The following is a 13467-nucleotide window of genomic DNA, read 5'->3' on the forward strand; positions in this document are numbered from 1 at the left end:
TCCGGCGGTTTCTATGGCCTTTCCTGTGACTTTGCAGGGCATTAGCAATTCTGCACGTTTAGAAGTGCTTATGCCCGAAACCGGAACAGGAAAGGCCATAGAAACCGCCGGAGCCAGACCGGACAGCAGAGGTTCCCGGGGCCGTGATTTGTAACTTATATAGGAAGGTGGACTGCCCAGGCTTGACATGGGTGGTCTATTGTGATAGACTTATGGTAATGTAGGACTATTGTAATAGACCAATCAGGAGGCGGGTATGGAGGAGTGTAAGTTATTCGAAAGTGAATACCGGTTTATGAACCTTGTATGGGAATTGGAACCTGTGAGGTCGACAGAGCTGGCGAAGGCATGTTATGCGGAACTGGGATGGAAGAAGTCTACCTGCTATACGGTTTTGAAAAAGCTTTCTGAAAGAAATTTTATTAAGAATGAAGAAGCTGTGGTGACCTCGCTGATCGGCAGGGAAGAGGTTCAGAAATACGAGAGTGAATCAGTCGTGATGAAGAATTTTAACGGCTCTCTCCCGGCATTTTTAACCGCCTTTTTAAAAGATAAGAAATTGACGCGGGAAGAAGCGGAAGAGATCAGGAAGATGATAGAAGAAGCAGTTGTGACTACGAAGGGTTAGCAAGGAGGATATTCATGGATGGATTTATGATACGGCTTCTCAATATGAGTTTTACGGCCGGCTGCGCCTGCCTGCTGGTTATGGCGCTGCGGGTGCTGATGCGGCGTCTGCCTAAGATATATACCTACGCGCTGTGGGGAATCGTGATGTTTCGGTTTTTATGCCCGTTAACGCTGGAATCGGGGATCAGTTTGTTTCCGGTCAGCCCGGAGCCGGTCAGCAGCGGGATCGTTTATGAGCAGATACCGTCGGTGCACTCGGGAATTGCCTGGCTCGATAATGTTGTAAACCATCTTTTAAAGACGACGATGTCGCCGGCTGATCCGGTGCAGTCCGCGAACCCTATTCAGGTGGCGCTGTTTATATGGGAAGTGGTCTGGGCGGCAGGAGTGGCCGGTTTTACGGCTTACCATCTCATCTCTTATTTAAGGCTCAAAAGGAATCTGGAAGATGCGGTTAAACTGAAACGGAGGGTTTATGCTTCCGATAAGATCAGCAGCCCTTTTACCATCGGCATTATTAATCCGAGAATTTACCTCCCATATGGGCTTAGCAAAGCAGAAGAAAAATGCATCGTTGCTCACGAATGGGTTCATATCAGGCGGAAAGACGGCCTGGTGAAGATGCTGGGGATTCTTGTAATCACCCTGCATTGGTTCAATCCGTTTGCATGGATCGGAGTATCCCTGATGTGCAGGGATATGGAGATGGCCTGTGATGAAACCGCTATAAAATATCTGGGACTGGAGGAGCGCCGGCAGTACGGCATGACTTTATTTAATGTTTCGCTTAAACACAGCGGCCTGGTTCTGCCGACCGCATTTGGGGAGAGCAATACGAAGATCCGGATCAGGAACATTTTATCCTATAAAAAACCTGCGGTTTGGATGAAAACCTGCGCGGCGGTTATTCTGGTGGTTTCGGCGGTTACGCTCATGACCAATCCTAAGAAACCTGTGGAAGACGGAAGCTTTGGCGCTTATTCTTCGATGTCTGTGACAAAAGACGGGGATTCTTCTGCTGTCAGCATTATTGGCGGAAAAGATGGACCTACCAGCATTTTTGTGGCGGGAAAATTGGAGGATAAACCTGAGGCTGAAGACAATACGGAAGGTGAAGAGCAGTGATTGAATGATAAGAAAAACTGTATATAAGATAAAGTGATGATTTGATCAATATTATATATTTGTGCAATACGCCTTGATATGCTACTATAAATCTATAAAAATAGCGCAGAATGCATGAAAATAACATGCGGAATCGAGGTTAAGATGATTTGGTATCCCAAAAGTTATAAGATTGAACCGGTCAAGGCGGATGAAGGATGGATTTTCGAAAAAGCAGATCAGGCATTAAAAGAACCGGTTCCTCACATTACGGACATTGTATCGGATAAGAGCGAGGGCGGCCCTCACGACTATTACTCCAACGGCGATTATTGGTGGCCCAATCCGGATACTCCTGACGGTCTTCCTTACATACAGAGAGACGGAGAGACCAATCCGGATAATTTTAACGGACACCGTGTGATGCTGCGGCATATGCGCACCAGCGTGGTGTTTTTAACGGCGGCTTATGAATTGAGTAAAGATGAGAGATATTCAGCTCATGCAGTCCGCATGCTGAAGGAGTTTTTCCTGGATGAAGAGACGAAGATGAATCCCCATCTGAACTATGCACAGGCTCTGCTTGGAATCTGTGCCGGGCGTGGGATCGGCATTATAGATACTCTTCACCTGGTGGATGTGGTATTTGCGGTTCAGAAACTGAAGGATTTGGACGCTGTGACGGAGGAGATGTATAAAGAACTTCAGACATGGTTTGCCAGCTATCTGGGATGGATGCTGACCAGCGCCAATGGAATTAAAGAGATGAATGCCACCAACAATCACGGGGTATGTTTCTTTGTTCAGGCGGCGGCATTTGCATTGTTTACGGATAATGAGATGATTGTGAATTACTGCAGGGAATATTATAAAAATGGATTGTTAAAGCAGATGGCGGCAGACGGCTCGTTCCCTCGGGAATTGGGACGCACTAAACCGTATAACTACTCTATTTTCGCGGTGGACAATATGGTATCCATCTGTCAGATGCTTTCGAAACCGGATGACGACCTGTGGGAATTTACCCTTCCCGACGGCAGAGGGATTCAGAAGGGGCTGGATTTTATCACCCCGTATATTTTGGACAAGACGAGCTGGCCTTACCCTCCTGACGTGATGCATTTTGACGCATTTCCTGCCAGAGCTTCGTTCCTCGTATTTGCGGGATGCAGGCTGGGAAGACAGGAGCTTTTGGATCTCTATGACAGCCTTCCGGTTGAGCCGGAAGATGAAGAGGCCAGACGCAATATCGCGGTCCGCCTGCCTTCTTTGTGGATGTAAAGAATCGGTCCAATTCGATGAATTGTGAGCATTTGTGTGAAAATAAAGAAAAATGTTAATAAAGATTAAGACTTTATCCCGGTGTTGTCGTGTACACCGGGATTTTTCTATTGTATAATGAAAACATGAGAGTTAGGAGCCGCAGGGGCGGCAGAAGGGGGGAGCTATGGAAGAAGAAAAACTGAATAATCCAGTGAAACTGACCTCTGTTGCAACCAAACTGGAAGCGGAAATGATTGGAACTCTGTTGGAGGAAAATGGAATCTCCTGCTACATTAAAGATCTGGAGGCGGGTGGTTACATGAACATCTATATGGGATTTTCCGTATATGGAAGCGAACTGTATGTGAGAGAATCTGATTTGGAGACGGCAAAGGCGCTTTTGAACGAACAGGTGCGCCGGATTGAACCGGGAGAGGAGCCGTTGGAAGCCGGCGGCGAGGCACCGGCGGAACGTGTGGAAACAGACTGGAATGAAGGCTGGGACTTGGAAGAAGATGAAGACGATGAGATAGATAACGAGGACATTTTTTTATCGAAGATCAGTGCGGTGGGAAAGATTGCCGGCATCGCGGTGGGCGTATTGGTTATCAGCATAATTTTATTTGTTGTGTTATAAGGAAAGGAGATATAAATGGAATATAAAATAATTGGAGAAGTTTTACCGGCGGTGGAATTAAAACTGCAGCCGGGAGAGGCTGTCTGCACACAGTCGGGCGGCATGGCATGGATGAGCGATGGTTTTCAGTTGGATTCCAATGTAAAAGGCGGGCTGATGAAAGGATTTGGCCGGATGCTGACGGGAGAATCCTTGTTTATGGCTACCTATACGGCAACCAGGCCGGATTCTCAGATCGCGTTTGCAACTACGGTTCCCGGAAAAATTCTGGCTGTTAACGTATCGGAGCATAAGTTGATCTGTCAGAAGGGAGCATTTTTGTGTGCGCAAACCAGCGTTGAATTGAAAACTGCCTTCACTAAGAAGATATCAGGAGGATTTTTCGGCGGGGAAGGATTTATCCTGCAGGAATTAGATGGAAACGGGATCGCATTTCTGGAAGTTGACGGCGATGTGATTGAGAAGAACCTGGCGCCCGGAGAAGTGTTTAAGGTGGATACGGGGAACGTATTTGCCTTTGAAAAGGGAGTCGGATATGAAGTGGAGATGATAAAAGGGATTAAGAATATGCTGTTTGGCGGGGAGGGATTATTCCTTACCAAATTGACGGGGCCGGGGAAGGTTTATCTTCAGACCATGAACTTTGCAGAGTTTACCGGCAGAATTGCAAATGGAATTCCAACTAAAAATTAAAGTAAAGGGTGAAGGCATTTTCGAAAATGCCTTCACCCTTTACTTTAATTTTTAGTTGGAAGAACAATATAACTTGACGGGAAAGAACAAAAAAAGGCAGACGAACGCGGATAGGAAGTCCGTATTGGCCTGTCCTTTTTTTGTTCTTTCCTGCCCCGGCATTTTTTGATACCTTTTAGCAGCGTTTCCAAACGTCCTGTTTTAGCGCACTAAAATTCAAAAAAATTATATTTTACTATTTTATGAATGAAACATTCAATAACTGATTGACATATATGATTGAAAACGATAATATTAAAATAGAAAACGAAAGAATGTTCAATGAAAGGAGCAAAAAATGAACTCAAAACAAAGAATGCAGGCACTGACAGATGGAAAACAACCGGATATGGTTCCTATTTTTCCTAAAATCAGTTTTGCAACGATCAAATCAGTGCCGGGAATGAACTTTCATGATTATACAACAAGTCCGGAGCATATGGCAAATGCCATCATCTCATCGGCCCGAAAATACGGTTATGACGCGGTGGGCATCACTACGGACATTGCCAACGAGGGGATGGCTTTGGGCAGTATCTATGAACGGCCTGCCGACCGCCCGTCAAAAATGGTCCGCTATCTTCTGGACACCATCGACGATTACGAAAAGGTTGTCATGGCCGACCCCATGTCCAAAGAGCCCACGAAAACGATTATCCGGGCCACCGAGCTGGTGAAGAAGGAAATCGGCGATGAGATTTATATTACGTCCTGGTGCAACGGGCCGTTAAATGTTGCCAGCCAGCTGGTTCCCCTTGAGGAAGTTCTGATCGGAATGATTGATGATCCCGACACCCTTCACGAACTTTTGGAACGGTGTCTGCAGTTTTCGATGAGATATGCCAAAATGCTGGTGGAAGCAGGAGCGGATGCAGTTTCATTCGGTCATGCCATGGCCTCCTGTACTGTAATCTCCAGGGACAGGTACAGGGAGTTTGCGCTTCCTTATGAAACCCGGCTGGTTCAGGCAATTCATGAAGCAGGAGGAAAAGCGATCACTCATATATGCGGAAATATCGAGCCTATCATTTCCGATGTGGACACCAATGGAAGCGATATTATTGATTTCGATCATCTCTGTGACCCGGTAAAGATCCTTCAGTCCTCCACAAAGATCATCAGGGGCAATCTGGACCCTGCACTTTTTTCCAATGGGACGCCGGAGGAACTTTATGAGGAAACAGCCCGGATCATGGGGCTTTGCAAGGACAGCAGACGGTTTATTCTGGGTAGCGGATGTGAGATTACGGAAAATGCTTCTGAAGAAAATATAAGAGCGTTTGTCCAAGCTGGAAGAGATCATGGAAAGTACGAATAAATGAAAATAAAACCGTTCATACGAACATAAAAACCTTGACAAAAGGATAATAAAATGTTAATATACGATTAACAAGCAATTAAACAAAACAAAACATTCATAAAACTTATGCGGGTGAATGAAAAATTATGGAGGGAAAGTAAATGAAGAAAAGAAGTTTGTTATTTATGCTGGGAACGCTTATGATGGTATCGCTGGCCGGATGCAGTTCAGGGGGAAGCAAACCGGCAGAAACAGCTGCGAAAACAGAAGCTGCAAAGACGGAAGCGGCTAAAACTGAGGAAGCGAAGACGGAAGCAGCGAAAACGGACGAGGCCAAGACAGAGGCGGCTAAGACAGACGGAGCGGGAGCATTTAAACCGACAAAGGACGTGAACTTTGTGGTAGGCTTTGACGCAGGCGGTTCCGCTGATATTCCTGCAAGAATCGTGGCGAAATATATGTCCCAGTATGCAGGGGTTAATATTACGGTCAGCAACGTGGTTGGTTCCAGCGGACGAGTAGCTGCAAACCAGGTGAAATCCACAGAACCTGACGGCTATACTCTTCTTCATGTTCCGGTAGGTTATTATATGCAGGCGGCATTGGGGAATGCGGACTTTACATATGAAGATTTTGATCCGGTTACCATGTGGTGCGACTCCTGGGTAGGACTTGTTGTAAGAGCGGATGCGCCTTACAGCACTTATGAAGAATTTATCGCAGCGGCAAAAGAGAATCCGGGATCAATTAAAGTAGGTTCCGTTTCGGGCACACTTCCACAGCTTGCAACTCTGGCAATTGTGGATAAAGAAGGCGTAGAATTTAATATGGTGGATATCGGTTCCAATAATAAGGCAACGGAGCTGTTGGGAAGTCGTATCGACGCTTATATTGACGGTGTGGGACAGTTTAAACAGTACGTGGAAAGCGGAGATTTCAAATGTCTGATGGCATTTGCACATGAAGATACAAAGATTCCGGGATATGACGGACTTCCAAGCGCAGAGAGCTTAGGATTTACGGATTTCGATTATCTGCTTCAGTCATTTGGTATGTGGGCTCCTAAGGGAACCGATCCGGCAGCGGTTGAATACTATGCAAATCTTGTGAAACAGGCGGCAGAAGATCCGGGATGTATCGAAGAACTGAACGCACTTGGCTACGGCGCAAGATGGGATACACCGGCTGATTATGCGAAGAATTGTGAAGAAGTATTGGAAGGAACAAAGAAAGCTGTACAGGGTATTTTGCAGTAATAGATTTTAAACAAAGACAGGATGTCTGATGGAGGATGTATGGGGGAATTAATCTTTTTAGGAATATTAATGGTAATATGCATATATTTCTATACTTTGACATTCGGGTTTGCAGTTAGCATCCTGGATAAATCCGGCGGGGCCGCGGTATTTCCCAGATTTGTTATCGTATTTCTGGCCGTGTTTTTAGTAGTCAGAATCATAAGTGTTTTAAGAGAAAAACAGAAAAAACCGTTTGCATTTAAAGAACTTTTTACAGGATTGCGGCTGTTCTTTTTCGCCTCGCTGATATGCTATATTCTGGCCCTCAAGCATTTGGGATATCTGGTCTGCACATCGGTATTTTTAATGGTAACAGTGAACGTGTTTTACTACAAGACAAAGGATAATTGGGGACCGGTAAGGTCGATTGTGCTGAGAAATGTTTTGCTGGTGGTATTTACTCTGGTGATGAACTACTTTTTCGTTCGGGTTCTCCACATCATGCTGCCGTCAGGGTTTCTGCCCAGAATATTTTAGATGATATGAGGTGAATGTATGGATATGATGGTACAAGTCTTTCAAAATATATTCAGTCCCCAAAGCTTGTTTTTGATTCTCATGGGCGTGGTGATTGGAAATATATTCGGATGCATTCCGGGGCTGAACACTCCGATTGCGATTGCGCTCTGCCTTCCGTTCACGATGGCGATGGATCAGGTTCCTACGGTCTGCCTTCTGATGGGCATCTATATGGGCGGCGTGTCCGGCGGTCTGGTTTCTGCAATTCTGTTAAAGATACCGGGAACTGCGGCGGCGGTAGCGACTACATTTGACGGCTATCCCATGACCTTGAACGGGCAGGGGACGGAGGCTTTGACGCTGGGGGCGTTTGCATCCTTTTTCGGAGGTATTTTCAGCTCGATTATGCTGCTTTTGCTGGCTCCTCTTCTTTCTAAACTGGCTATCGGATTTGGCCCGTGGGAATATTTTGGAGCGACAATATTGGCTCTTAGCATGGTCTGCGTGCTGATTCAGGGCAAGATGGTAAAAGGTTTTATCTCTCTCGGAATCGGTCTGCTGGCAAAATGCGTGGGCATGAGCCCCATCGACGGCATGGCTTACCGTTTCAGCTTCGGCAACGTGAACCTGGAAAATGGGTTCAGCCTGATTGCGGTGATTATCGGCGTATTTGCACTGCCTGAGATCATAAACAATGCGGGGAAATTAAAGGAGACGTTAAGCGTTACAAGGATTCGTAAAAAAGTATTCCACATGCTTCCTTTAAGAGATATTAAACGTCATTTTGTAAACTTCATGCGGTCCAGCATTATCGGTACTGTGATCGGAATTCTGCCCGGTTTGGGCGGCGGCCCTGCAGGTCTTATGGCTTATGCGGCGGCTAAAAAGACTTCCAAGACTCCTGAAATGTTTGGAAAAGGATGCGATGAGGGAATCGCGGCGTCAGAGAGCGCCAATAACGCCACAACCGGCGGAGCTTTGATCCCTATGCTTTCCCTTTCTGTACCGGGAGATACTTCCACAGCAGTTATCATGGGAGCATTTGCGATCCAGGGAATTGTGGTGGGGCCGAACCTGAGCCTGACCCAGCCGGTGCTTTTCCGGTCCATTATTATGGCGGTATTTGTTGCAAATATATTCATGTTTTTATACCAGGGCTCTACCCTGCGGTTTATGGCCCGGGTGATTGAAATTCCTAAAATGTATCTGATGCCTTTGATCGTGGCATTCTGCGTGACCGGTATTTTCTGTCTGAATGCAAATGTATTCGATCTGTATTACACGATCGGATTCATAATCTTGGGCTATGTGCTGGATAAGAATGATTATCCGGTGGCTCCGCTGATCATGGGAATGATTCTGGGCGGAACGGTTGAGGAAAACTTGAGGCGGTCCATCAGCTATTACGGATCATTTCAGAACTGCCTTACCATAAAATCAGTGGGGACTTTGTTCTTTGCAATTGCGGTGATTATACCGGTGGTATCGGGAATTATGAATGCGAAGAAATATAGGGTGACTGCGCAGAAGTGATAATATAATATGGTTGGAGAGCGGGCGTAAGGCTCGTGAGAAAAAAATAGCCGGGCGGAAACTGGAGTGTATATCAGCTTCCGCCCGGCTTTAATTTGTTTTTGGGGATGGGGTATCCATTTTTACATAAAGCGTGAAGGCATTTTCGAAAATGCCTTCACGCTTTACTTTAATTCCTATATCATATCTGCCATCACAATCTGCACTCCCTTTTCCCTCATCTTTTTCAATTCCTCAGAATCCGCCGAAGAATCCGTCACCAATATATCGATATCCGTAATAGCCGCACTGGTGAAACAGAACGTACGCCCAACTTTAGACCCATCGGCAGCCACGATCTTTTTCCCTTTACACCTCTTTAAAAGTTCCTCATTAATCATCGTCTCCAGATAAGCAGAGGTGGTGATCCCGTCACTGTGCGTGATTCCGTTCACTCCCAAAATACAGATGGAAGCGAACACTTTGTTGATCAGATTGGTAGCCAGCGCTCCGGTATAGGATTTGTTGTGGTTATTATATTCCCCTCCGGTGGAAATCAGGGTGGCCGCCCCGTCTCCGATGACCGTACAGGCCAGGGCGTTGCTGGTGATGATGGTGATGTCCATATCACGGATGCATTTGATCACTTCCAGCGTTGTGGTTCCGGCATTTAGAAAGACGGTGTCCTTGGGCTGGATGTATTGGGAGACTACTTGGGCGATCTTCTGCTTTTGAATCTGGTTCATGGTTCCTTTGTTCTCGAAAACCGGGGTTGCTTCAATGTTGGGAGAAGCCAGTTTGGCGCCGCCGTGGAAACGCACGATGTAACCCTTATTTTCCAGAGCGTCAAAGTCCCGCCGGATGGTGAGCTCTGACATGTTTAAAAGTGTGCTCGTCTCTGAGACCTGAAGAGAGCCGTGGGTATTGAACAGCTCCATCAGGCGCTGGTGGCGTTTATGCACTTCGGCCTGGCTTTGTTTCATTTGCGATCTCTCCATTCTTAACAGTTTGTAAAATAAACATGATAGTTAAATAAACAAACATTTATTAACGAATCATTCGTAAAAATAATAACATAAATCGGTAAAAAACGCAAGAATGAAGTTAAAACAGAAAAAATAAGAAAAAAATGAATGTTTTATGAATAAAGAAACGCCGTAAGCATTGACAATACGAATGAAATAACGTAAAATAGATACAAATAGTTAATAAACGATCATAAAACAGAAAGGGAGAGGTCTATGAGAGCGATAATGGTAATGTTTGATTCATTAAACCGAAGGCTATTGGAACCGTATGGTTGTGATTGGACTCAAACACCTAATTTTAAGAGGTTAGCGGAAAAGACAGCCGCTTTTGACAATTTTTATGTGGGCAGCCTTCCGTGTATGCCGGCCAGAAGGGATATTCACACGGGGCGGTACAGTTTCCTGCACAGGAGCTGGGGGCCGCTGGAACCTTTTGACAACTCCATGCCGAGAATCCTGAAAGAGAATGGAATCTATACCCGTCTGATCAGCGATCATGGACATTATTGGGAAGACGGAGGGTGTACCTATCACACGATGTATTCCAGCTGGGAATGCGTCAGAGGGCAGGAGGCGGACCCGTGGTCTTGGAGAACCGATGAGCCGGAGATTCCCAAACATGTGCCTACCATGAGAGAGTTTACCCATCCGGAATGGTGGAGGGATAACTGGTGCAACCGTGAGATCATACATAAAAAGAACGAATGGCCTCAGAATCTCGTTTTCGATAAAGGGCTTGAATTTTTAGAGACTAATAAGGACCAGGATAACTGGTTTGTACAGATCGAGACATTCGATCCCCATGAGCCCTTTGATGTGCCGGAAGAATTTGCACAGCTTTATGAGGACGATTACAGCGGGGATCATTTTGACTGGCCGCCGTATGCGCCGGTGAGCGAAAGCCGGGAAGCGGTAGAGCACATCAGGAAACGGTATGCGTCTCTGCTAACGATGTGCGACGGCAATTTAGGACGGGTGCTGGATTTCATGGATGAACATGATATGTGGAAGGACACCATGCTGATCGTCAATACGGATCACGGATTCATGCTGGGAGAGAAAGACTGGTGGGCAAAATCGGTGATGCCTTGTTATAACGAACTGGCAAACACTCCATTTTTTATGTGGGACCCGCGAGTTAAAGTTCAGGGAGAGCGGAGAAAGGCACTGTGCCAGACCATCGATATCCCGGCGTCTCTGCTGGAATTTTTCCGGGTGAAGCGGCCGGATGAGATGATGGGAAAACCGCTTGTTCAGGTGATGAAAGAGGATGAGCCGGTCAGGGATTACGCAATATTCGGCTTCCACGGATCATTTGTAAATATAACGGACGGCGAATTTTTGTATATGAGGGCGTCATCGTCCGTATCCAACCAGCCGCTTAATGAATATACGCTGATGCCAACCCACCAGCAGGGATTTTTCAGCCCGAAAGAATTAAAAGAGGTGGAAATATGCGGGCCGCTGCCATTTACACGGGGATGTAAGGTGATGAAGATTAAAAACCAGAGCCGCCTTGCCAACGCTACCTTCTGCAACTCGTTCCAATACGGAAATATGCTGTTCGATCTGAAACGCGATCCGGAGCAGCTAAGTCCTGTGGACGATCCTGCAATGGAGGCCGTGATGGTAAATGCGCTGATCCGCAAATTAAAGGAAAGCGACGCGCCAAAAGAGCAGTTTGAACGGCTGGGAATCGATCCGGATGTTGTATATGACGAAAAACGGATCGTGGAAGACAGACAACGGTCGGTTACATTTGACAGCTTTGAGATCACGAAGAAATATAGGTGGTTGGGAGAAGCGAAAAACATATTTATCGGAATGTTGTCCCTGCTGGCTGAAAACCAGACGGATGAGTATTTCAGTTCAATTGAAAAAGTCATGGAGGAATCCGGGGACGAATGCGTGGAACGGAAACATTTTGAACAGATCGCTAAGAAGTTCTATTCCGATCAGGAGGGAAAAGTGTTCTATTTTCTGAATAAGCTTGCGAGGATCAGATAATGGAGAATGAGAAGATATTAGTTGTGGATGTGGGGACATCCAGCCTGCGGGGGATTCTGTTCGACAGGGCAGGAAAAGCGGTTTTTAAGAGCCAGAGGGAATACGAGCTGGAGACGTCGGGAGACGGGGCTGTGGAAATGGAATTGTCCATATTGGACGGCCATCTGACCAGCGTGCTTGAAGACGCGGGTGCATGGCTGAAAGAGCAAAATGAGGAACTGGCCTGCATCACCGTCACCGCCCAGCGCTCTTCCGTCATACCAGTGGACCAGGACGGCAATGCGCTGGCAAAAGCGATGATGTGGCAGGATACCAGGGCGGGAGAGATATGCAGAGGGTTTGAGAAGGAAAAGAGCCGGATCTATAGAATCTGCGGCATGAGGCCGTCGCCGGTATTTTCAGCGCCAAAGATCCGGTATATCCGGCAGCATAATGAGGAACTTTACAGAAAGGCCTATAAATTGACCGGATTCCAGGAATATGTGATCTGCAGGCTCAGCGGCCGGTTTGCTACGGATTATTCCATAGCCAGCCGGACCTGCCTGTTCGATATCAGAAAACTGGATTGGTCTGAGGAGTTGCTTGAACTATTTGATGTGGACAGAGAAAAGCTGTGCCCGCTGATCCGGGCCGGAAACCGGGCAGGGGATACGAGAGACGGAATCACCCGCCTGCTGGGGCTGAATCATCCGGTGCCTGTTTTATCGGCCGGAGGAGACCAGCAGTGCGCATCTTTAGGAATGGGATGCGTGGAGGATGGGAAGATTGCCGCCAATTCCGGCACCGGGTCCTATGTGATCGCGGTATCGGATGAGCCGGTCAGCGATGATGAGATGCAGGTAAACTGCAATTTGTCCGCAATTCCCGGGAAATGGATCGTGGAAGGTTCGGTTCTGAGCGCGGGAAAGACGGTCAACTGGCTGAACCGCCTGCTGTTTGATGGACAGGACACGGCGTTTGAAGAGATGACGAAAGCGTGCCGGACATCTCCGGCCGGAGCCAGGGGAATGATATTTCTTCCGCTGCTGGCAGGGAAGGGAACGCCTTCCTGGAATCCGGGGGAAAGAGGCATAATTCTGGGGCTCGGATTTGAGCACACAAAGGCGGATTTTGGCCGGGCTCTGCTGGAGGGAATCGCAGGGGAGATGAAGGAGTGCATTCAGATCATTTCCCGGCTGACCGGAAAAACATATGATATGGTGAAAGTGGCCGGGGGCATGACCCGCAACGACTTATACAACCAGATTCAGGCAGATATGTATGAGATGCCGGTGGTAAGGTCCTTTGATAATGAGGCGACAGGCCTGGGAGCCTGGATATCGGCGGCCAAAGAGATCGGCTGGTATGAATCTTACAAGGAAGCTTATGAGGCCGCTTCGGCGGGAGCTTCAGAAACGAGATATGAACCGGATCAAAATAACACAGGGATATACGAACATTTATACAGCAATATGAGGCAAAAGGAAGCGGCTGTATATTACCAATAAAAGGAGAACA

Annotated in this window: 12 protein-coding genes; 11 read left to right on the plus strand and 1 reads right to left on the minus strand. The window is 46.9% G+C overall.

What is annotated here, in order from left to right; all coding sequences use genetic code 11:
* Positions 1-256: 256 nt before the first annotated feature.
* From C0033_RS25615 to C0033_RS25655, 9 genes are all read left to right on the plus strand, one after another.
* Positions 257-628, plus strand: coding sequence for a BlaI/MecI/CopY family transcriptional regulator (locus C0033_RS25615; protein ID WP_103230696.1), 372 nt, complete (start codon positions 257-259; stop codon positions 626-628).
* A gap of 14 nt (positions 629-642) precedes the next feature.
* Positions 643-1755 (plus strand): M56 family metallopeptidase, encoded by a 1113-nt coding sequence (locus tag C0033_RS25620; protein WP_103230697.1) that lies wholly within the window; start codon positions 643-645, stop codon positions 1753-1755.
* Positions 1756-1869: 114 nt separating this feature from the next.
* Positions 1870-3015, plus strand: coding sequence for an alginate lyase family protein (locus C0033_RS25625; RefSeq protein WP_242984597.1), 1146 nt, complete (start codon positions 1870-1872; stop codon positions 3013-3015).
* Between the two features lie 166 nt (positions 3016-3181).
* A complete protein-coding gene (locus tag C0033_RS25630; RefSeq protein WP_103230698.1) occupies positions 3182-3634 on the plus strand; it encodes a DUF2007 domain-containing protein in 453 nt (150 codons plus the stop codon).
* A gap of 15 nt (positions 3635-3649) precedes the next feature.
* The gene (locus tag C0033_RS25635; RefSeq protein WP_103230699.1) at positions 3650-4327 is read left to right on the plus strand and encodes a TIGR00266 family protein; all 678 of its coding nucleotides are present in this window, start codon (positions 3650-3652) and stop codon (positions 4325-4327) included.
* A 337-nt stretch (positions 4328-4664) separates the two neighbouring features.
* Positions 4665-5684: a uroporphyrinogen decarboxylase family protein gene (locus tag C0033_RS25640; protein ID WP_103230700.1), complete on the plus strand. Its 1020-nt coding sequence runs from the start codon at positions 4665-4667 to the stop codon at positions 5682-5684.
* A gap of 143 nt (positions 5685-5827) precedes the next feature.
* On the plus strand, positions 5828-6922 hold the full coding sequence (locus C0033_RS25645; RefSeq protein ID WP_103230701.1) for a tripartite tricarboxylate transporter substrate binding protein: 1095 nt from the start codon (positions 5828-5830) through the stop codon (positions 6920-6922).
* Between the two features lie 39 nt (positions 6923-6961).
* A complete protein-coding gene (locus C0033_RS25650) occupies positions 6962-7441 on the plus strand; it encodes a tripartite tricarboxylate transporter TctB family protein (protein WP_180994899.1) in 480 nt (159 codons plus the stop codon).
* Between the two features lie 18 nt (positions 7442-7459).
* Positions 7460-8956 (plus strand): tripartite tricarboxylate transporter permease, encoded by a 1497-nt coding sequence (locus C0033_RS25655; protein ID WP_103230703.1) that lies wholly within the window; start codon positions 7460-7462, stop codon positions 8954-8956.
* Between the two features lie 176 nt (positions 8957-9132).
* Here the strand turns inward: C0033_RS25655 and C0033_RS25660 are convergent, their stop codons facing one another.
* Positions 9133-9918, minus strand: a complete 786-nt coding sequence (locus C0033_RS25660) for a DeoR/GlpR family DNA-binding transcription regulator (RefSeq protein ID WP_180994900.1) — start codon at positions 9916-9918, stop codon at positions 9133-9135.
* A gap of 258 nt (positions 9919-10176) precedes the next feature.
* On the opposite strand from C0033_RS25660, the gene C0033_RS25665 reads away from it, so the two are divergent.
* Together C0033_RS25665 and C0033_RS25670 are read left to right on the plus strand one after the other, a co-directional pair.
* Positions 10177-11970 (plus strand): sulfatase, encoded by a 1794-nt coding sequence (locus C0033_RS25665; protein ID WP_103230705.1) that lies wholly within the window; start codon positions 10177-10179, stop codon positions 11968-11970.
* On the plus strand, positions 11970-13457 hold the full coding sequence (locus C0033_RS25670) for an FGGY-family carbohydrate kinase (RefSeq protein WP_103230706.1): 1488 nt from the start codon (positions 11970-11972) through the stop codon (positions 13455-13457). The genes C0033_RS25665 and C0033_RS25670 overlap by 1 nt, the downstream gene beginning before the upstream one ends.
* Positions 13458-13467 lie beyond the last annotated feature (10 nt).

Origin of the sequence: Clostridium sp. chh4-2, assembly GCF_002899675.1 — a bacterium.
Classification (GTDB): Bacteria; Bacillota; Clostridia; order Lachnospirales; family Lachnospiraceae; genus CHH4-2.

Coding starts and splice junctions, on each gene's coding strand:
- C0033_RS25615 (WP_103230696.1), top strand. CDS start 257: ATGGAGGAGTGTAAGTTATTCGAAAGTGAATACCGGTTTATGAACCTT.
- C0033_RS25620 (WP_103230697.1), top strand. CDS start 643: ATGGATGGATTTATGATACGGCTTCTCAATATGAGTTTTACGGCCGGC.
- C0033_RS25625 (WP_242984597.1), top strand. CDS start 1,870: ATGAAAATAACATGCGGAATCGAGGTTAAGATGATTTGGTATCCCAAA.
- C0033_RS25630 (WP_103230698.1), top strand. CDS start 3,182: ATGGAAGAAGAAAAACTGAATAATCCAGTGAAACTGACCTCTGTTGCA.
- C0033_RS25635 (WP_103230699.1), top strand. CDS start 3,650: ATGGAATATAAAATAATTGGAGAAGTTTTACCGGCGGTGGAATTAAAA.
- C0033_RS25640 (WP_103230700.1), top strand. CDS start 4,665: ATGAACTCAAAACAAAGAATGCAGGCACTGACAGATGGAAAACAACCG.
- C0033_RS25645 (WP_103230701.1), top strand. CDS start 5,828: ATGAAGAAAAGAAGTTTGTTATTTATGCTGGGAACGCTTATGATGGTA.
- C0033_RS25650 (WP_180994899.1), top strand. CDS start 6,962: ATGGGGGAATTAATCTTTTTAGGAATATTAATGGTAATATGCATATAT.
- C0033_RS25655 (WP_103230703.1), top strand. CDS start 7,460: ATGGATATGATGGTACAAGTCTTTCAAAATATATTCAGTCCCCAAAGC.
- C0033_RS25660 (WP_180994900.1), bottom strand. CDS start 9,918: ATGAAACAAAGCCAGGCCGAAGTGCATAAACGCCACCAGCGCCTGATG.
- C0033_RS25665 (WP_103230705.1), top strand. CDS start 10,177: ATGAGAGCGATAATGGTAATGTTTGATTCATTAAACCGAAGGCTATTG.
- C0033_RS25670 (WP_103230706.1), top strand. CDS start 11,970: ATGGAGAATGAGAAGATATTAGTTGTGGATGTGGGGACATCCAGCCTG.